Genomic DNA, 20214 nt, shown 5'->3' on the forward strand with positions numbered 1-20214 from the left:
GGTCACGAGAAATACCGAGAGAAACCCGGTTTCTGAGATTTACGCAGAATAGATCTCAAATGGGTTCTATAGACGCGGTTAAAACCGCCCAGTCTTCTTGTTAGTGTTTCTTAGGATTTTTGGGAAAAGGAATTCCTAAACTTTCATGGAAAACAAGCTGAGTTTTATACGTCAAGCGGCGGTTGACTTGTTTGATAATTTTTTCCAAAAGCGCATCGCCGGTTTTTTCAATTAGAGGTTGAGACATCGATCGAATAAACTTAGGAAAGCACACCCCCACGGCTAAATCCAGTTTCCACGTCGCACTGGTAATCGCAGGCGGTAGCTGGGCACGTTGCGAGGCGGGCCAATCGGCGGCAAACTCGTCAGATGGTATCTCTACTAGCTTCATTGCCGATCGAAAATCCACTTCATATCCCGGCGCTGTATAATTGGGAACCGGAATAGTCTTAATCAAATAGCGGCCTTCAGCGTCAGGTGGGAGCAACTCTAAACCGATTCTCGCTTCAACTCGGTAGCCGAAGGCCCCAAAACGCCCGATTAACAGATCATAGCCGTTTTCGCCGATCGGCTCAGCCTTCATCGGCAAAGCGCACTGACAAAACCAATTCTTGTGGTTGTTCAAATGCTGCGCCACTGTAGCAGCATCCGCGTACATCTCCATGCTGTCTTCAAAATGGGTGTGAAACCAAATCGGTTCAGCTTCCTCTGCTGCATCCGCACCTCCACTTTGGGGGTTTCTGAAACTCGGATCTGGGTAACAATTTTCGTCAGAAGCTTCAACAGTTTGATATTCAGCGGAATCCTGCCTCATCGTATGCTCTCCTGTAATACACGCCAATCGATCGACTTGGGAATGTGGTAAGGGAGGAAACTCCCTACAATTGAGAAATAGATAGTAACAAAACTTACCCTAGACCAGCATAACTCGACTTATGAAAGCATTTGTAGCAGGAGCCACAGGTCAAACTGGCCGCCGAATTGTCACAGAATTAGTTAAGCGGGGCATTCCCGTGCGCGCCCTAGTCCGAAATCTAGAGACGGCTAGGCAAATTTTACCACCGGAGGCAGAGTTAGTTACTGGAGATGTATTAAATGCGACTTCTCTGGGCGATGCCATAGGCGACAGTACGGTGTTGCTCTGTGCGACGGGGGCGGCCCCAGGTTTTGACCCAACTGCGCCTTACAAGGTAGATTTTGAGGGTACTAAAAATTTGGCGGAGGCAGCTAAGGCTAAGGGAATTGAGCATTTTGTGCTGGTGACTTCTCTGTGCGTTTCTCAGTTTTTTCACCCGCTAAATCTGTTTTGGCTGATTTTGGTTTGGAAAAAACAGGCGGAGGAATATTTGCAAAAATCTGGTTTAACTTATACGATCGTCCGTCCGGGCGGTCTCAAAAATGAGGATAATTCAGATGCGATCGTCATGAGGAGTGCGGATACGCTGTTTGAAAGCAGCATTCCCCGCACTAAGGTAGCTCAAGTCTGCGTAGAAGCGCTATTTCAGCCGGCTTCTCGTAACAAGGTTGTGGAAATTGTGGCGAAGTCAGAGGCCCCGCAAAAGAGTTTTGAGGAGTTGTTTGCTGGCGTGGTTTGATTGAATGAGTAGCTTGGGTTCGGTGCGTCAGACAATAACCATTCGACTAGAGTCAAAAATTTGGGCTGACGCACCCTACAACTTGAAAAAAACCCGGTTTTTGTCTAAATTATGAACTACCTGAAGTTGAGCGCTGGTTCTTTACAAAGGTTAACAGCATCCAATTCTGTGAATTTGCCATCCGAGTATTCGGCTCTGACATCAAAAATACAGCCCGCATCCACGCCTTCGTAGTCACCTTGATTCCACTCAAAATCTGCCTTTTCCCGATCGGCAATGGGCCCACCTAGCTCGTTTTCTCCCCACGTATTCTTACTGGGAGCAGACATATAGACGGCTGTCATCGTCTTGCCGCTGTTGTTGATCACGGCAACTCTCACCACCCGAGCGAAAACACTAGGTGCTGTCACCCCTAACAGCGACAGGGACAGCCCCGCAGCGATCGTGACTTTGCTTAATAACTTGTTAACCATTGACCAATCAACCTCAACATTAGATATCCTCCAAGCTTAGCTTTATACTTGAGAACTCACAAGTAAGAGGCGTAGGGTGCGTCAATCTGAGCGCCCAAGCGCAACTACGTACCTTAGAGAGCGCCCAAGCGCAACTACGTACCTTAGAGAGCGCCCAAGCGCAACTACGTACCTTAGAGATTAGAGAGCGCCCAAGCGCAACTACGTACCTTAGAGAGCGCCCAAGCGCAACTATAGCGGTTCTCAAAAAAGTGAGGATAGCCATAGCCATAGCCCTATGCCATAGCCATAGCCATAGCCCTATGCCATAGCCATAGCCCTATGCCATAGCCCTATGCCATAGCCCTATGCCCTATGCCCTATGCCCTATGCCCTATGCCCTATGTACGTACCTGAGTGCAATTTTTCGATCGCCAAATCTGGCAAAATCTTAAGAGTTTGACAATCCGCCATGGAAATTTCCCTCTCTCAGCATGAAAACTCTCAAGTGGCCAGCTTGGTTCCCCTATCCGATTTCGTGGTTAAGGGCATTTGCTCTTGCTCAGAGTTTTAGTTTTGTCCTTCGCAGGGGCATTCCTTTCGCCAGCGACGATCTCGGCTTTCTGACTGTACTGCTGGCGGCTTGGCTGATTCAGTTACCTTTGTTCTTTGTCGCCCACTTTTTAGCAGTCAAAATCCTCAATCCTTTACTGGCTATGCTGCCGGCTCGCTTTCGGGTGGCGCGGAAGTTCAAGCGGCGGCATACTGGAGTGCGATCGCACTTGCGAGAAGGTTTGAATGCTGTTGTAGTGATTTTCTTTGCCTTTAGCCTAGGGCTGTTGGTGCAACTGGCGATTTATTATTGGCCCGCGCGATCGATCGATCCAGCGCAAATGCTCGCAGGAATCTCTACTTTGACAAAGGTGGCGATCGCGGGTGAATTCGATTTCTGGCTGGTAAAATTGGCGGGGGTTTTATCGAGTTTAACGCTATTAGCCGCGCCGTTATATCAACACGATTTTCGGGTGCGCCGGATGCGGGCGGCTAGAAAATTAGCCGAAATCACCGAAATGGAAATGACTGCATTTGAAACCGAGAAAATCCGCCGCCGTAAAAAAAGTTTGCTGAGGCGATCGGAAATTCAAATCCTAGGATTTCTAATTGCGATCGGCGCTGTCATTAGTAGCGCTGTTTTTTTGGTAGCCAATTTGCGCGGAAATCAGCAGTTTTCGCAGTCGGCGAGTGAAGTGAGAAAAATGCCACCGCTGGCGATGAAAACCGGTGATCCTTACATTCGAGCTTTGATGCGGACTATTTCTGCTAGCGAGTCAAATGTTTCTCGGCCTTATCACGTTGTTTACGGCGGCAAATATGTCTTAGATTTGAGCCGTCATCCTGATTGGTGCGTGAAAATTGTCAACGGCCCAAATGTCGGCAAATGTACCACAGCAGCGGGTAGGTATCAATTTTTGACTTCAACTTGGAAAGATAAAGCGAAGCGATATCACCCGCAGCCTGGTAATTTTGTATTGTGGCAAGATTACAGTTTTGAACCGGAATATCAAGATGCTGTGGTTTATGCTTGGTTGAGCGATCGCAAATTTTGGAAAGCCGATATTCCTGAGATGTTGCGCCAGGAAAAATTAACTGAGGTTTTGCGGATGTTGTCGGGAACTTGGACAAGTTTGGGATATGGAATTGAGAACAATTCAATGAGTTCTAGTTTGCCCAAAGTCTACCAGAAAGTGCTGCGAGAAGAATTGGCAAATGCTGGCTCTTAGGAAATTAGATCGAATCCGCAACAACCCAAAAAATCAAATAAGTACGTTCGTAGTGCGGACTTTAGTCCGCAACAACCCAAAAAATAAGTACGTTCGTAGTGCGGACTTTAGTCCGCAACAACCCAAAAAATCAAATAAGTACGTTCGTAGTGCGGACTTTAGTCCGCAACAACCCAAAAAATCAAATAAGTACGTTCGTAGTGCGGACTTTAGTCCGCAACAACCCAAAAAATCAAATAAGTACGTTCGTAGTGCGGACTCAAGTCCGCAACAACCCAAAAAATCAAATAAGTACGTTCGTAGTGCGGACTTTAGTCCGCAAAATAAAACTTTAGGAATGACTAATAACTTATGTAGCTGTTGTCTGTGCTGCTGCGGGCGATCGGGTAAAACCAACAAACTCTGTAACAAATCAATAAGAGTTGTTATGCAGTTTGATAAAAGTTATGATGCAGTTTAACTTGATCCCTGCCTATCATGAATAATTATTTCATGGTTTCATATATTTTGCCAATCTGAGTAATAATAGAAATATTGACTAAGCCCCGAGAAATTTGGCGGCGCAACTCTACGGATAAAATTAGGATACTGCTATGTTTTGGCTGAACCGGGAAACCAGAAATTTAGGGCTAGTCGAAACCAGCAATAGGGAGATGCGAGGCTCTAGAACCTCGGCTGCTAAAAATACCCGCACAGTCCGATCGCGAGTTTACAAAGATGAGGCTTTAGTGTCGGCGACACTGGCGGGACTTCCGGCTCTTTTGGCATCCCTAGAAAGCTTTCGCGAGTAGAGTTTGACAATTTCTGTTGTTAAACGTCGGGATCAGACTGAACTAAACTATTGCCAGACACCGGAAAAGATATTCTTGACGGCGATCGCAATTCGATTTAAGTCTTCTTTCAGCAGCGGGGGCCAAGAAACTCCTCTGCGAAGTCCAGCCTCAAATTGCAGCAAACTTTCTACTGAGAGTAAATGCAGTGCCGAGATTAATTGGCGATCGAGCATTGGAGATTCTTGCAGCCCATCAAACAATATTTTTAAAGCTAATAAAATCGATGTCACCTGTCCGGGAACGGGGGGCTGACCTTGTTTGAGGCGCATCAGGAAGGCGTCGGGATTTTTCTTGGTTTCGAGGGCTGTTCCTTGGTCGATCAGAAAACCGCGGGCTGTTTTGTAATCCATTGGACGTGCGATCGATCTCCTGTAATTAATTTAGCTGGCATTATATCATCTTTTGGCGCGCTAAATTTGGTAATATAGCAGATATTGAAGGCAAAAAGGCGATCGACAAGGCATTCGGCAGAAGCAACTTGTGAGGTGTCCGTAGCTGTGTAGTATACAGCTCTCGTAAGTTGCCGCGCGGCCTACATCTCTCGGAAGGTGCGCCGCCGCGCACCCTAAATCTAACCTTGGTAGTTATAAGTCAATACGGTTCACTTAAGATTGTCATTGCGAGGAACGAAGCAAACAAGAGTATCTATTTTTCATAGTGTTTTACCCCCAAGACGGCATTAAGTAAACCCTATTGAGTTATAAGTAAGTTTATACAACGAAAAAATAAAACAATGGCAAAGCGGCGGGCAAATAGCAGAAAAATCAAAATTTATCGCTACTCGTGGCTGCTTTTTTTGTGCTTGAGTTTCCTGTTAGTTCCATTCATCAAAACAATCGGCGCCGAAACGAGATTTCCCCCGCCCGCTCCTATTGCAAATAACGCTAATTTGGGAGCTAGAATTCAAAGGACGATGGGTTTGCTGGCCACCAGCACTCCCACACAACGCCACCAAGTACGCATCCTATTTTACGGTCAATCGATCACTCAGCAAGATTGGTGGCAAGATGTCGCGCAAGATTTAAAACAGCGATTTCCGTCGGCAGATTTGATTGTCGAAAATCGCGCGATCGGAGGATTTTCAGCCCCGATTTTAATCCGTCCCAGCGAACACGATTTGTATCCTTTTTATCCAGACTTGCTAATTTTTCACGTCTACGGAGGCGGTGAAGATTACGAAGCGATAATTGCCAATATCCGCCGCCGCGCTACTAGCGAAATACTGTTGCATTCAGACCATATCGACTGGATGCCTACAGGGAACAGCGACGATCCAGAACAAGTTAAAAGATACGAATGGCACAACACTCATTCTACTAAATGGTTGCCTGAGTTAGCCGATAAATACGGCTGCGAAATCGCGGAAATTCGCACACCTTGGCTCAGATATTTGAAAGACAATCGCTTGCGGCCACAGCAGCTATTGAGCGACTCGATTCATCTCAACAATTGGGGAAATTTTCTGCTAGCGGCTCTGATTAAACCGCACCTGCGATACAATCCAAATCTGCGTCAAACCGCGCAGCAGGATTTAGTCAAAACCTATACAGTTGGTAGCGATGTTAAGTGGCAAGATGGTAAGTTGGTTTTGGAGTTTGAAGGAAATCGGATAGATGCGATCGCCGATAAAACCTTCAACGGCAAGGCAATTTCTGCTAAAATTGCGATCGACGGCAAAAAACCCTCAGAATTTCCCGAACTTTACAGCATCACCAGACCCAGCCCCAGTCTTGGCGTCGGTTGGCCCGCAATCATCCAAATATCCAATCAAAAACCGCTCATCGTCGAAGATTGGAAAGCTACAATCACTGAGATTAACAGCGATGCTACCAAGTTTAAATTTGATGTGGTAGGTTCTAAAACAGGTTACGACGGCAGCGGTACAAACGACAAAATGTTTGTCTCAAACTCGGGCCGCGTGGTGATAGAACCAAAAAACTGGTGGCTGCAAAATGCCTACGAATACTCTAAAACCCCTACTCCGAAAGGGTTTGAGATTTTTTGGCAAGTTAAGCCGATGTTTGTTGATGCCTACATTCCGCCACAAATTGGCGATCGTACCCGCGAGTATCCTACAACATTGGCTCAGAATTTGAGCAACTCCAAACACATCCTCGAAATCATCCCCGACACAAACGGGACAGTAGCCATTCAAGCAATTCGAGTCTATCGCCCTCCTGATATTCCTGCACCATAAATCAGGACTTTCATTCCTAATTACGAACTTAATTTATCTAATTATTTCTTCAACCTGCGGAGGCAGGTTTCGTTTGTGTAGACGCGGTTTCAACCGCCGAGTCTTATCAAGAATTTATCAATTTCTCGTAATTTTCAAAAAAACTAAAATATTTACTACGAATTTAATTTATCTAATTATTTCTTCAACCTGCGGAGGCAGGTTTCGTTTGTGTAGACGCGGTTTCAACCGCCGAGTCTTATCAAGAATTTATCAATTTCTCGTAATTTTCAAAAAAACTAAAATATTTACTACGAATTTAATTTATCTAATTATTTCTTCAACCTGCGGAGGCAGGTTTCGTTTGTGTAGACGCGGTTTCAACCGCCGAGTCTTATCAAGAATTTATTAATTTCTCGTAATTCCCAACTCGTGAAACATCAACAGCGATAAAAAGAAATCCGCGATAAAAACAAATACCCAAGAAGTCACAACCGCAGCCGTTGCAGCTTGACCTACCCCTTTCCCTCCGCCCGCCGTCGTCAAGCCCCAACCGCAACCAACAAGCGCAATTATCAACCCAAAAATTACACTCTTAATCGCCACAGTTACTAAATCCCAAGGCCCCAAAAAAGTCCGCACCGATTCCAAAAATACCGACGGTTCCAACTCATAAAATTTAACCGCCACAAACAGCCCGCCCAAAATCCCCACCGCCACCGAAAAAATAGTTAAAATCGGCAGCATGACGCAGCAAGCTATCACCCTCGGCACTACTAAATAATCAACGGGATTTGTTCTCAACATATACAGGGCGTCTATTTGTTCAGTCACCTGCATTTCTCCTATCTCCGCGGCAAAAGCCGAACCTACTTGTCCCGCCACCACGCCCGCCGTTAAAACAGGTGCTAACTCGCGGCAAAACGCCACAGCAAAAGCACCTCCCACCGCCCCAACCGCCCCAAACCGAATCAATTCTCTAGCTGATTGAACCGTGAAAATCATGCCTGCAAAAAAAGCTATTAGCAGCACGGAACGCAAAGAATCCAAGCCTACTGTTACTAAATGTTCCATGATTTTGCGGCGGTCTATTTTGCCGCTAAGTACGCGCAGCAGCACTTGGCCGCCTAGGAACAGCGTCACTAAAAACCGCTGAAACCACCTGTTATTGAAGGTTTCATCAAAATGTCGATCGCGCTTTTGGTACTTTTTAACCAATGACTGACGGCTCGCGATTAATTGCAAACATGGCGAAGCACTGCCAATACTGAGATTTCCGCCAATTATACAGCAATTATTGCACTATTTGTCAATATATATTTTTTACCTCTGCCAGCACTTACGATTTTAGCTTTTAGATTTTAGACTGGTACAGATTGCTTTTCTGTATATCAAATCTGGATACGATTTGAAATTTTATATATTATGTCGCATCCAGATTAACCGCACTACTAACCTTACTTTTGTTGGCGTCAACGTAGCACCAGGTAACAATATAGCGGACGCCAGGACGCACTACGAACCGTACTTGTTGATGAGAATCAACCGGAAATAATATGACTGATAGCACTTGGCATCACAAACATAACAATGTGCAAGCTCCAAATCATGCTGATTATTAAGTCTTTCCAATTGTGCCATCCAAAATCCAAAATCAGATGCTTACTCAGCTAACAACAAATCGATCAACTTATCCAACTCTGCATCATACTTTTCGGCTTCCTCCTTGCCAAGGCTCACCAGAGTCGATATTTGCTCGAACGACGCACCATCAAGCGGCAGCGGTTGTTTATTGCTCAAATCTGGACTAATTCTCAAATATTGATTGGGCTTGTCAATTGCATCAAAAATTTGGAGCATTTGATAATTTACAGTTTCAGCAACTCCTGTCATCATGATACTGATCAAAGGCTGAACCCACTCTACTTTACCCCAATCTTTCACTTCTTCATAGGGGAATTTTTTCTGAGCTTCTCCCGTCCCCAACGATAAAATTACCATGTCTTTTGCTGTCGGGCCTTTGTCGGGGCGAGAGTCGGGAATTCTAAATTTATTTCGGACTTCCGCATATGCACAAAGTGCGGGATTGTTTGCGAATACTCCTCCGTCAATTAAAGCGTAGGATTCCTTTGTCAAAGAGTAGATTTTGGGAAGTTCAAAGTAAGAGGGAGCGGCAGATGTGGCTCTGGCAATATCTCTGATCGAATAGTTTGCTGCTGGATATTTTTTAGCATCTATTTGATTGAAAAAGTGAGCTTTTCTTTTTTCGACATCGTAGGCGGTAATTAAACAAGGTTTCAGCAGTTGGCTGAGTTTGCAATCTTTAAAAGTTTCCAAAAAGAATTTTTCTAACGCATCGCTCGGATATTTCTCATCTATCAAACCGTCTAAAGATTCGAGTTTTTTCAAAAATGAACTCTGAAAAATGTCGATGCCACTATTGATCGAAAAATTAACCGCGTCTTCGGCAGTCCACCGAGGTCTGCTGGGATTTTTGGCATCGGGACACAAATAGATGCAGGTTAAAATCCCTCCCGCACTTGTGCCGGCAATTAAATCAAAATAATCAGCTATTCTCGCATCTGGGTTGCCAGTTTTCTGTTGCAGCTTTGATTCAATGGTAACTCCCACTTGTGCGGGAATAATCCCTCTCATTCCGCCTCCATCTATGGAGAGAATTCTCGTAAATTTAGCCATAATTGTTCCCTGTTATCGATGTTTTATTGTTGCGTACAGTTCCGACTAAAAACATCTGTCTGTAACTAAAAGCGCGGTCAGTAATAGATGCACGGTTAAATCTATAGCCTTTGTTAAAAAGATGAGGTATGTCTGGTAATGAGTAATGGGTAAGAAAGCGCGAAATCAGATGCCAAACGAGGCAAGCTTTTCGGTGATTACCGATTACCCCAAACCTCCGCGAATATTTTTGATAACTGCTATTAAATTTAACATTTCAAATCTAAATTTAATTGGCTGGCTGCGAGCGTGTAGCGAAAAATGTATTCGACAATTTCTACATAATTGTAGGCGGCTGCTGGCGAGTCGCCCCAGACGGTGATGCCGTGATCGCGAATTAATAAAACTGGTACAGAGGCCGATGAAACTGCAAAATATTCGCTAATTTCCTTGGCTATTTTAGGCACTTCTAAATAATTTGCAAATAGGGGTATCGCCACCTGGGGGTTTTCCTCCCACACGCCTAAACCTTTGAGCATTTCGATCGCAGGTAAAGGCACTGCATCGGCTGCTGTCAGCCGAGAAACTAAATTTGCCTCGATCGAGTGCACGTGGTAGCAAGCTTTAGCGTCTGGAAAACAATTATAAACGGCTAAATGAATGCTGGTTTCGGCGGAAGGGCGGGCTTCGGGAACAGGTTGCTCGACGATCGCACCGCTGGAACTCATTCTGATAAAATCTGAAGCAGTTAACTGCCCTTTCTGGCGGCCGCTAGCAGTAATCCAAAAACTGCCATCGGGTAAGCGGGCTGAAAGATTGCCAGCAGTCCCAGCCATCCAACCGCGATCGTAAAAATGTTTGGCTGCTGCAATTAAATCCGATCTCAAATCCCCACTCATTCTCTGCTAATCCTCAGTTTTCGATCTATATTTTGATGTTCGTAGGAATTATCCTGGTCTATCTAAACGTAGGGTATCAATGGCGCACCTTAGCAATATATATCGCGTAGAGTGCGATTTTTGTACAATTCCTAGTTGAATGTTAATTCCATTTCTGGGACAAATGTTCCAACACGTCAAAAAAATTATCCCATTTAGTGTAAGGCTTTTGCTGTTCGTCGAGATACTCAGCCAGTCGATCGCGCGCAAACACCGACGAAGCCTGCAAAGCCATATTAAAATCCGTCAGCGAATCTCCGATCGCCACCTGTTCCCCCGCCGGATGCAGGCGCATCACCCGCACCTTAGACACCAATTCTGAATCTCCTTCAAACTCAGAATTGACTTGCAAGCGAGGGCCACTAGCATCCACATCCACAGCATAAATTGCGATCGCCCGGTGTACCAAATCACCCATCACTGCCTCTACCATAATCCGCAGCCCACCGGAAACGATCGCAAAATGCACCCTTTTATCGTCCAAAAAATCCAGCAATTCCACCAATCCCGGCCGCATCAGCTTTCCCCTAGAAAATTCCCTAATTTCCTCGTAACATTCCGAGGGAATAGACTCTAGTAACTGCCGCACACCCGATCGCAAGCTTAGCCTTCTGGCGTACATTTCCGGCATCAGTTGAGACGACAATTCCGGTGCGAAACGCTTCAGCATTGCTACAAAAGTTTCCTCAACCGTTATTGTGCCGTCAAAGTCGCAGAATACCACCCGTTTCTGATGGTTCGGGATGGGAGATTTTGGCTGGTCATCGGTCATTGTCAGTCGTACCTTTCGAGAACGGGAAAAGTTTATACCAATTCATCGTACACCGAATAGTTGACTGTTGACTGTTGACTGTTGACTGTTGACTGTTGACTGTTGACTGTTGACTGTTGACTGTTGACTGTTGACTGTTGACTGTTGACTGTTGACTGTTGATTGTTGATTGTTGATTGTTGACTGTTGACTGTTGACTGTTGACTGTTGACTGTTGACTGTTGACCGCAGGAAGAAGGAATAAGAAAACTGTCGTCTTCCGAAAGGGTTTCAAGAATTAATAACTTTCTGACCTTCACAGGAATTGCTATATATAATAGCTACCCGCTGTTTGTTGGCAATAGCCCGGAGGATTCGGTCAAGAATCTTCGAGATCGTCGTCGAGATCGTCATCAAGATCGTCTCCGAGATCGTCATCGAGATCGTCTCCGAGATCGTCTCCGAGGAATGCTTCTACATCCTGCTTTTGATTTTTGGTCTTTTGGGGAGTAGCCTTAGCAGGCAAACAGATTAAATTGTCATCCTCAGTATTAATCAAACCTTTCGATCGCAACTTACCCATCAGCCGCGTCACCGTCACCCGCGTCGAACCGATAGCGCTGCCAATTTGAGCGTGAGTCAAAGCCCAAGGCAGCCTGTAGCCCCGAACCAGATCCGGTTCTGCCTCACTTACGTAAGGTTCCCCAAATTCTTCGATCAACAAAGTGAGAAAACCCAGCAGTCGGTCGATCGTCCGGCGCTGTCCCAAAGTGCTCAGCCACAGAAGTTTCCGCTGGTGTTGGTAGCGAAACGCATCCAATATTTCCCTGCGGAAGTGAGGCCAATTATCCAAATCGTGCCAATACATCCACACTACGTGAGTTTGATCGGCGTGAGCGAAAGCCTGGAGGGTAAACGGAGACTGAGCCACCAGTTCAAAGGGCTGACCCGCGCCGACGAAGCCCAAAAAAGCTTCTTCTGTGGTTTTGGGAGCGGATTTTAACCCCGGCTTCGCTGTGGCGCTGACTTGAGCGCTACCTACGAGCCGCACAGAACCTTTCTGGACTAAATACAGCAGTCCGGGTCTGGCGGGAATCTTCTCGTCTTTGCTAAAAGTCCGGCAGCGGTAGTGTTCCTGGGCCCAGTCGATAATTCGTTGCCAGGTGATAAAGGGTCGATCGATCGTCTCTACAGGAGTGGAAAGTGTTGATTGCATAAGTGAGGCTCTGGGATATATTTAGTTAGTGAGAAAAACAGCTTTTTCCAGCTTAGGCATACAATGTGAGACAACCAACCCCCGATCGAGCTTGCACACTTCTGAACTGTGCTGACTCTTCTGATTTTTACCGAAAAATTCAATGTAGCAAAAAATACATCAAAATAGTATAATTCAGCAAACACTCATCGTAAATTATTGTATATTTTGCCGAAAAATGGCTATAAAGCTGATTGCTTCGATGTAGCCCACCCCCCAGAAGCCGATCGACCATCTCTGATATCAGCAGTTTAACGTACAACTATAGCGCTAGCGGTAACACTCTTCAGTCACTTTTACCGCAAAATGAGCCAATATGGATACACTAAATGTCTTTCAGTGCCCGGAAGTTACAGTGAAACGTTTCTTGCTGGCAAAGTTCCAAGGCGCGATCGCCCGGGGAGGGACGATCGGCGAAATTCCGTTAAATCGGGGTAAAAATAGCGTGCGGGTGGTGTACGTGTCGGCGATCGCCCTGAAATTGGCTAAAAATTGGCAGCAGACACCGCAGGCGATCGCAGCACAGTTGGTCGAAACTCTCCAACCGCTGTGCTGGCCGGATTTCACCGTTAAAGCCCTATCTGCGGGCACGATTGAGCTGGAGTTGACTGATGCCGGTTTAGCCCTGTGGTTGCAGCGTTTAGCTCAAATTGCCCTCCCTGTACCAGAATATCGCATCTTATCTGCTGTTGTGTCTGCCGATCGACTGTTTCCGATTCAGTACAGCCACGCGCGCTGCTGTTCCCTGCTGCGAATGGCCCACCGCGATCGGCTAATTTCGATCGCCAACCCCGATGTCACCACAGCACCGCAAATTTGGTCGCTGGCGGCCCCAAATCCTATCCCCTGGATTGACGGGGGTGTAGTGCGGTTAATCGATCGAGCCGAATGCAATTTAATTTCGCAACTATTAACAGTGCTAGACAATTTATCTCCTATTTGGGAAGCAGAAAACCGCGAAAAACCAATCGATCATTTAAAATTAGCTAATACTTTGAGTCAAGCATTTCAGACTTTTTACAGTCAATGTCGGATTTGGGGAGAAGTTAAAACAGAAACACCAAAACTCGCCCAATCCCGACTGGGTTTAGTATTAGCAACTCAATCCTTGCTGCGGTTTATCCTAGAAGAATTATTAAACGCGATTGCTCCTATAGAACTTTGAATAAGGAAGATTAGCAACGAGCAATGTACGGGATGTAACGGATGTCAAGGATAGAAGTAAGAATCTTTTACTTAGGATCGCGAATTAAATAACTTACAATTTTTATTGTTATTGTGGGATGGGCGGGAGAGCCCGTCCAAAAAGGGCGGGCTCTCCCGCCCATCCCACAAACTTGTGTAAGCAAAGGTAGGGACACGGCAGTGCCCAAGGAGTGTCAACTTAAGGTCAAACCCAGTCAGAGACTGTTGTTTGACTATTAGGATCAGATCCCCCCGGCGCCCCCCTTAAGAAGGGGGGGACAATAGTCCGATCAAAGTCCCCCTTCTTAAGGGGGATTTAGGGGGATCTAGACTTAGGTAAAAGCGAGAGAGACCAAGGCTTTCAGCCTTAAGTTGACACTCCTTGGGCAGTGCCGTGTCCCTACGGGGATTTATCGATATGAAATGTACTTCATAAACGTTAAATTCGTTATAAAATTCGTTACCGAACTGCCTTCTAATTAATTCTAGGAGCCAAACTTTGTGATTGTGGAGGTTTCGGACAAGTTTTATTTTTCCAATCACACTGATAGAGATGTTCTTTTTGCCAGCTCAAAGGAATTTCCAACAAATCGCGAGTACCCGTAACACCCTGACCGAAAAATAGCAGCAGGGCGATGCAGTTTAAAACAGTGTGAATTTTCCGCCAGCGGTGCGCTCTATCGTGATAAATTTCCGGCGCAATTGCCACCGAAAAAACCATCAACAGCGCCGCCGCAATCCCGTAATAAAAATGAGAAACCAGCCATTCATCGTCCCTGCGAAAAATCCCCTCCTGGAATCCCAAAACCACCAAACCAACACCAGTTAAAGTAGCAAAAACACCTCGCCAAAGTTTCTGTCTTGCTTGATACAAAAATACCAAAGAAGCAATTGTCGCGGCAAACATCAGTGCGATAAAAACTACTTGAGTGGGGGATTTGTCCCACAGATTTTTTTCCAAAATACTTTTAAAATAAATAGAGTAAGCCAGAGCAATTAACGTAATTCCGACGAGCGCCCCAGTCAGCAACTGGCCCAACTTCAAATGCTCCGGGCCAACAACCGGCGGAATTTTGCTTTTACCGCCGTCAGCGACTTGCAGCCTGCGCTGGCGAGTTTGCCACGCTGCATTCACCACAGTACCAATAATCGGAAAAACTACCGCCACTGCGATCACCGGATGCAGGAGTGCCATAACATCTGCGAGTTCCATATTGAATATCCCAAAATAATGCCTGCATCTAGTTTAAGGCGTTGCAGGCGAGAGTTGCTCTGCTTCAAATTGGGCGATCGGCAGCGTTACGGTAAATGTACTACCCACGCCTTCTTCACTGCTCAAAGCAATTTCGCCGCCGTGCAAGTCCACACATTTTTTAACAATACTCAGCCCCAGTCCAGTACCGGGAATTATACCCACATTTTTCGCCCGATAAAACGAATCAAACAGCCGTTCTTGGTCGGCTAAAGGTATGCCAATTCCGGCATCGCTTACCGAAAAAATCACCTCGTTTTCCGTAACTTTTAATTCAAGAACCACTTCAGTATTTGCGGGAGAATACTTAATAGCATTTGACAGCAAATTGCTCAGAATACGCCGCAGCAAACTTGCCTCCAAACAAGCCATCGCCGATGGACTGTGATTCACAAAAATCAGCTTCACCGCATCAGCTTGAGCCTTCAAATTCAGGCTGCTCTGAAATTCCAAAACCAACTCATTACAGAATTTAGTTAAGTCTAGCTGTAGCAAGCAAAACGCGATTTTTCCAGACTCCGAGCGGCCGAGTAGCAGAACATCATCTAATAACTGATCGATGCTTTTTGCTGCAACTTGAGTTTTGTCAAGCAGTTCTTGTGTTCTATCATCAGATAGTTTCGATTTGTATCTAGCAAGAACTTGCGTAGTGCCGATAATGAAGTTTAAAGGATTGCGAACATCGTGGGCAATCATGTACAGCAAAGAGGTTTTCATATCGTTGAGCTCTTTGGCTGTTTGCAAACTGCGATCGAGTTGATCGTGAGACAATTTGAGAGTTAAAGACAACTGGCGCGCTCGCAGCAAAATCTCCACCCGCGCTTGCAATTCTATCTTCTCGATCGGAGCAATAATTAAATCGTCAATAGTTTGCCAAATAAATCGCGTTGCCATCCCGACATCCGAGCGAGATGTAATCAACAAAAAAGGCAAGCATAGCGGGTCTTCTGCCTGTTTTTGGGCTGCGATCCACTGCCAGTGTCGCTTCAAGGCAAGACCGTCAATGATTCCCAGGTCAAAAGATTGATTAAATGGTAAAATTTCATCAATATTTTCTGTATAATTTGGCAGCAATACCTCATAGTAAACTGCCAGCCATTCTAATAACAAGCGGCGATTTTCTTTCTGTTCGACAAGCAATAAAATTTGACTCACGTCGGTTCTCCTAGCAAGCTGCGTACAATAGACAGCAAATCTTTAACGATCAAAGGTTTGACCAGCATACTTCGAGCACCGCGGGAGAAGCTTTCGTGCTGAATCGCCGCGCTTTGTTTGGGGGAAAGTATCAAAAAAGGGATTTGGTGATTCCGCAGTTGTTCGCAGCAGTCCCAAATCTGGCGATCGAAACCAGAAATATCTACTAAAGCCATCCCAATTCTAGCAGGTTCGCCGATCGCTCGTGCAACATCTTCCAAGCTACAAGCGCCGAGGGTCTGGTATCCTTCTTTATGGAGAAATTGTGCTACCAGTTCCAAGTTTCGCTGATTGCGGTCTACCGCTAAAATTATTGAGTTGGTAGTCATCGCTCAGCGTCCTCTGACGATTTTAGATTTTAGATTTTATAATTGGGAATTGTCTATTATAAATACTTTTACAGCACGGGCAAGTGAATCACATTATTTTTTAATAGTTTTAATAATACCATTTATAAAAAATATTACTACACCAATCTCCAATCCGCAGCATAGGTTCGTAGTGCGGACTTCAGTCCGTTCTTAGTCCGAGGACACAATTCCAAACGATCGAACCGTTTTTGTGATGGCAATCGACCGCACGCGATCTGACACATAATTTATACACTCAATAATTATAACAACAGTTGCTCAAACTAATATTAACTTACTTGGGCGGTAACTATTATGTCAACCATAAAAAGTATTGCTCCCATTAATAATTAAAAAGATATTTTATTTCCCTAAATAGCAGCAGGACAAGGGAATGCCGTTTCCCTAAAGATGGCATCGGCTAATTTATAGATAGCAATTTTTTTCATAATAGGTATTATTGAAATTAGAAAACTACACAAGTTTACCACTAAATTTAACTTTTCCAAGACTGAGGCTGCTACGTGGCTGCGCGGTGCGGGCGCTAATTCTATTGCTGAGGTGCCAGGTGTACCCAGTCGTAAAGCAGTCGGTTAGCCGCCGCTTTGATTAGCTACAATTGGCTGCAAAAAACACGGCAAACCCCGATTCAATCTTCACCCTCTACCACGTCAACCCACACCGGCGCCGAGCTTAAAATGCCGCGCAGTCCCCGTATAGGTTTACTGACTTTGATACCGTAGCGAGTAATATCGAGTTCTCGCAGAGTTTTCTCGAAATTGCTGACACGTTTTTTAATGACGCCGATCGCCTTGCGGATTTCCGTTCTATTATGAAGTTGGCGCTCCAGATAGCGGATAAACAGAAGATTGTCAGCCAAATAGCTAATTCCGATCTCAGTCAGCCGAAAATCTCCGCTAATCCCTTCTATCTCATTAATCAAGATCACCGTAACTCCCATATTCTTGAGATACTTGCACAAAGCGTGCAAATTGTTCACCAAATCTTGACCCCGCATCGAAAGCTGATAGCCAGAAATACTGTCAATCATCACAATCCGCGTCTTTTCCTGCTCCACCTCTCGGCGTACCATATTCGCAAACTGATCCGGCGAATACAGCAAAGGTTCCACAGCTATCACCGAAAGACTTCCCTGAGCCATCATCGCCCCAACGGGGATGTTAACTGATTCGCAGCGGCGCAGCAGAGTAGAAATTGACTCCTCAAAGATGTAAACTACCGATCGCTCCCCCCTTCCTGCTGCTTCCTTCATAAACTGAATCCCCACCGTCGTCTTACCCACCCCGCTAGGCCCGCTAATCACACTCACAGTACCCCGTTCCAGTCCCCCGTGCAGCAGTTCGTCCAATTCTGGAACTCCAGCAGAAATCGGTTCCGCCACAAAATCCTGTTGGTAATTGTCCGGAAGCAGCCGCGGAAACACCTCCATCCCAGCCTGAGTCAGGCGCAGCGAATGGCGCCCGTCGCGGAAGTTGGAACCGCGCAGCTTAGTGACAGACAGAGTGCGCCCTTCGGGCCGCAATTCCAAGTAAATTACGCCATCGCTGATGAATTGCAAATCGTCGTCGGGAGCGCTTAATGTACCTTCTGACGTGAAAACCACCGTCGCCCCCCCTTCCACCAAAAACCGCAGAAAAGACAAAACCTGCTTGCGAAACTGAAACTCATCCGCAGCCAAATAGCGAAATTGAGTAATCGCATCCAAAAACACCCGTTGCGGCTGGATAGCTTGGACTCGCTCAATAATTTTTTGGGTAGTCGGTTCTCGTTCAACTTCCGACGGTGAGAAGATGTCGTAGGTTTGAACTTCGGTAAAAAATTCAGAGGATGGGCTCAAATCGAGGAAGGCCATCGCCTCGATGTCAAAACCGAGACTTGCGGCATTAGCGCGCAATTGGGCTTCCGGTTCTCCTAAAGTAATAAACAGGGGCGTTTCTCCCAGAGCTATACCAGCAGCCAAAAAATGAAAGCCCAGTGTAGTCTTCCCAGTACCCGGGCCGCCGCGTACCAGATAAGAGCGCTGAGCAATCAGGCCGCCGTCAATAACTTCGTTCAGACCCGTAATTCCTACCGAAACTCGGTTTTGAGACATTTGTTGGTTCATGTTTTGGATATCGGGCCCGTATTAATATTTAATGGTTCTAGGCAGTATTTTGATTATTTTTTTACCGGGCGTCCGATAACCTTCATGAAATCTTTTTCTACCGAAACCTACGTTAGCATACAAGAATTAGAAAATATTGTCGGCACTGCTGGCATCTGTCAGCAGCAAGATATAGAGGCTTTTTGGCAAGAACGGGTAGAAAAAGCAGTTGCGCCGGGCACTTCAATAGCTTGTACAGTTTACCCCCACACTCAACAAGAACTCGCGGCCGTTATTGCTTGGGCCAGCAAAAATCGCTGCGCCGTCTTGCCTTGTGGTAGCGGCAGCAAACTCGATTGGGGCAGTTTAGTTCAATTAGATCCCGTCAAACCCCCTGACCGAGAGCTTTGTGAACCCTCTTTCTTACAGGGGTCAGGGGGGCTCATTGCCGTCAGTACGGCGCGCCTCAATCGCCTGGTAGAACACGCTGTGGGCGATTTAACGGTGACGGCCGAAGCGGGGATGAAGTTTGTTGATTTGCAGGAAATTTTAGGAGCATCAGGTCAATTTTTGCCGATCGATCCAGCATATCGGCAACAGGCAACTTTAGGCGGAATTATCGCTACGGCTGACACAGGTTCTTTACGACACCGCTATCGAGGCGTGCGCGATTTGTTGCTGGGAATCACATTTGTGCGATCGGACGGTAAAATTGCCACAGGCGGAGGTAGAGTTGTCAAAAATGTCGCCGGTTACGACTTAATGAAACTGTTAACCGGCGCTTACGGCACCTTAGGCGTCATCAGTCAAGTAACTTTCCGAGTTTATCCGCTACCGGAATCATCGGGAACTGTCATACTGACAGGTGAAACGAATGCTTTAGCCGAAGCTGCTCAAATCTTGTTATCTTCTGCCCTGACACCGACGGCTGTGGATTTGCTATCACCGCAGTTAGTAGAAAAACTGAATTTAGGTAAAGGTTCGGGATTGGTGGTGAGGTTTCAAAGCATCGGCGAAAGCGTGAAACAACAATCAGCCCGCTTGCTAGAAGTTGCCCAAAAGTTGGGTTTGCAAGGCACAAGCTGCCGCGACAACGACGAGGATCAATTATGGCAAAGATTGCCAGAAACAGTCTGGAATTATGCCCAGAATTCCCCAATTATTTGTAAAATAGGCATCAGACCCTCGGAAGCAGTCAAAGCAATTAACGAATTGCCAGTACAGGACGCTTTGATTCATGCAGGCAGCGGTTTGGGGGTGTTGCGGTTTGAGACTGCGACTGCCGAAACGCTGTTGCAGATACGTAGAAAGTGCGAAGCTAAAGGCGGTTTTCTCACCGTTTTAGTAGCGCCGACCCAGATCAAGCAAGAGTTAGATGTTTGGGGCTATACTGGAAGTGCGATCGATCTAATGCGCCGGATCAAGCAAGAGTTTGACCCGGAAAATATTTTAAATCCAAATCGCTCAATCTTAAAAGGTTCGTAGTGAGGACGGAGAGTCCTTCTTAAATCCCATGAATAGGACTCGCATTCTCCACTACAAACTAGGAATTTAAGGTTCGTAGTGAGGACTTAAGTCCTTCTTAAATCCCAGAAAAAGGACTAAACTCCTCACTACAAACCAGGAATTTAAGGTTCGTAGTGAGGACTTAAGTCCTTCTTAAATCCCAGAA

20 protein-coding genes are annotated in these 20214 nt (G+C 45.9%); 7 read left to right on the plus strand and 13 right to left on the minus strand.

Translation table 11 applies throughout. From position 1 onward, the window contains the following. Positions 1-100 precede the first annotated feature (100 nt). The gene (locus tag QZW47_RS06170) at positions 101-814 is read right to left on the minus strand and encodes a DUF1997 domain-containing protein (protein ID WP_293125109.1); all 714 of its coding nucleotides are present in this window, start codon (positions 812-814) and stop codon (positions 101-103) included. A gap of 121 nt (positions 815-935) precedes the next feature. Here QZW47_RS06170 and QZW47_RS06175 point away from each other — a divergent pair, with 121 nt between their 5' ends. Then, positions 936-1595: an NAD(P)H-binding protein gene (locus QZW47_RS06175; protein ID WP_293125111.1), complete on the plus strand. Its 660-nt coding sequence runs from the start codon at positions 936-938 to the stop codon at positions 1593-1595. 116 nt (positions 1596-1711) lie between these two features. On the opposite strand, the gene QZW47_RS06180 is transcribed toward QZW47_RS06175, so the two are convergent. Further along, complete coding sequence (locus tag QZW47_RS06180; protein ID WP_293125113.1) at positions 1712-2068, minus strand: hypothetical protein; 357 nt, start codon at positions 2066-2068, stop codon at positions 1712-1714. A gap of 1055 nt (positions 2069-3123) precedes the next feature. On the opposite strand from QZW47_RS06180, the gene QZW47_RS06185 reads away from it, so the two are divergent. From QZW47_RS06185 to QZW47_RS06195, 3 genes are all read left to right on the plus strand, one after another. After that, a complete protein-coding gene (locus tag QZW47_RS06185; RefSeq protein ID WP_293125618.1) occupies positions 3124-3828 on the plus strand; it encodes a glycoside hydrolase family protein in 705 nt (234 codons plus the stop codon). 98 nt (positions 3829-3926) lie between these two features. Further along, on the plus strand, positions 3927-4163 hold the full coding sequence (locus QZW47_RS06190; protein WP_293125115.1) for a hypothetical protein: 237 nt from the start codon (positions 3927-3929) through the stop codon (positions 4161-4163). A gap of 258 nt (positions 4164-4421) precedes the next feature. Further along, a complete protein-coding gene (locus QZW47_RS06195) occupies positions 4422-4619 on the plus strand; it encodes a hypothetical protein (RefSeq protein WP_293125117.1) in 198 nt (65 codons plus the stop codon). A gap of 47 nt (positions 4620-4666) precedes the next feature. Here QZW47_RS06195 and QZW47_RS06200 read toward each other — a convergent pair whose 3' ends face one another. Next, complete coding sequence (locus tag QZW47_RS06200) at positions 4667-5011, minus strand: Dethiobiotin synthetase (protein ID WP_293125119.1); 345 nt, start codon at positions 5009-5011, stop codon at positions 4667-4669. Positions 5012-5394: 383 nt separating this feature from the next. Between QZW47_RS06200 and QZW47_RS06205 the strand changes: the two genes are divergently transcribed. Next, complete coding sequence (locus QZW47_RS06205; RefSeq protein WP_293125121.1) at positions 5395-6858, plus strand: SGNH/GDSL hydrolase family protein; 1464 nt, start codon at positions 5395-5397, stop codon at positions 6856-6858. Between the two features lie 387 nt (positions 6859-7245). On the opposite strand, the gene QZW47_RS06210 is transcribed toward QZW47_RS06205, so the two are convergent. The 6 genes from QZW47_RS06210 to QZW47_RS06235 all read right to left on the minus strand — a co-directional run bounded on the left by QZW47_RS06210 (position 7246) and on the right by QZW47_RS06235 (position 12418). Continuing rightward, the gene (locus QZW47_RS06210) at positions 7246-8055 is read right to left on the minus strand and encodes an MlaE family lipid ABC transporter permease subunit (RefSeq protein WP_293125125.1); all 810 of its coding nucleotides are present in this window, start codon (positions 8053-8055) and stop codon (positions 7246-7248) included. 444 nt (positions 8056-8499) lie between these two features. Continuing rightward, the gene (locus tag QZW47_RS06215) at positions 8500-9534 is read right to left on the minus strand and encodes a patatin-like phospholipase family protein (RefSeq protein WP_293125127.1); all 1035 of its coding nucleotides are present in this window, start codon (positions 9532-9534) and stop codon (positions 8500-8502) included. A 248-nt stretch (positions 9535-9782) separates the two neighbouring features. Next, on the minus strand, positions 9783-10412 hold the full coding sequence (gene mtnB / locus QZW47_RS06220) for a methylthioribulose 1-phosphate dehydratase (protein WP_293125132.1): 630 nt from the start codon (positions 10410-10412) through the stop codon (positions 9783-9785). 142 nt (positions 10413-10554) lie between these two features. Further along, complete coding sequence (locus QZW47_RS06225; protein WP_293125139.1) at positions 10555-11223, minus strand: HAD-IB family phosphatase; 669 nt, start codon at positions 11221-11223, stop codon at positions 10555-10557. A 32-nt stretch (positions 11224-11255) separates the two neighbouring features. Further along, the gene (locus QZW47_RS06230; RefSeq protein ID WP_293125145.1) at positions 11256-11522 is read right to left on the minus strand and encodes a hypothetical protein; all 267 of its coding nucleotides are present in this window, start codon (positions 11520-11522) and stop codon (positions 11256-11258) included. Positions 11523-11581: 59 nt separating this feature from the next. Next, positions 11582-12418, minus strand: coding sequence for a Crp/Fnr family transcriptional regulator (locus QZW47_RS06235; protein ID WP_293125147.1), 837 nt, complete (start codon positions 12416-12418; stop codon positions 11582-11584). A 355-nt stretch (positions 12419-12773) separates the two neighbouring features. Here QZW47_RS06235 and QZW47_RS06240 point away from each other — a divergent pair, with 355 nt between their 5' ends. Continuing rightward, complete coding sequence (locus QZW47_RS06240) at positions 12774-13622, plus strand: DALR anticodon-binding domain-containing protein (protein WP_293125149.1); 849 nt, start codon at positions 12774-12776, stop codon at positions 13620-13622. A 495-nt stretch (positions 13623-14117) separates the two neighbouring features. On the opposite strand, the gene QZW47_RS06245 is transcribed toward QZW47_RS06240, so the two are convergent. The 4 genes from QZW47_RS06245 to QZW47_RS06260 form a co-directional block, all read right to left on the minus strand. Beyond that, a complete protein-coding gene (locus tag QZW47_RS06245) occupies positions 14118-14855 on the minus strand; it encodes a DUF4079 domain-containing protein (RefSeq protein WP_293125151.1) in 738 nt (245 codons plus the stop codon). A gap of 33 nt (positions 14856-14888) precedes the next feature. Next, positions 14889-16049 carry a HAMP domain-containing sensor histidine kinase gene (locus QZW47_RS06250; protein WP_293125152.1) on the minus strand — a complete coding sequence of 387 codons (1161 nt, stop codon included), beginning with the start codon at positions 16047-16049 and terminating at the stop codon, positions 14889-14891. Next, positions 16046-16417, minus strand: coding sequence for a response regulator (locus tag QZW47_RS06255; protein WP_293125154.1), 372 nt, complete (start codon positions 16415-16417; stop codon positions 16046-16048). Before QZW47_RS06255 ends, QZW47_RS06250 begins: the two co-directional genes overlap by 4 nt. A 670-nt stretch (positions 16418-17087) precedes the next feature. Next, on the minus strand, positions 17088-18563 hold the full coding sequence (locus QZW47_RS06260) for an ATPase domain-containing protein (RefSeq protein ID WP_293125157.1): 1476 nt from the start codon (positions 18561-18563) through the stop codon (positions 17088-17090). A gap of 84 nt (positions 18564-18647) precedes the next feature. On the opposite strand from QZW47_RS06260, the gene QZW47_RS06265 reads away from it, so the two are divergent. Continuing rightward, positions 18648-20027: an FAD-binding oxidoreductase gene (locus QZW47_RS06265; RefSeq protein WP_293125159.1), complete on the plus strand. Its 1380-nt coding sequence runs from the start codon at positions 18648-18650 to the stop codon at positions 20025-20027. Positions 20028-20214: the final 187 nt, after the last annotated feature.

Origin of the sequence: Microcoleus sp. bin38.metabat.b11b12b14.051 (assembly GCF_013299165.1) — a bacterium.
Lineage (GTDB): Bacteria > Cyanobacteriota > Cyanobacteriia > Cyanobacteriales > Microcoleaceae > Microcoleus.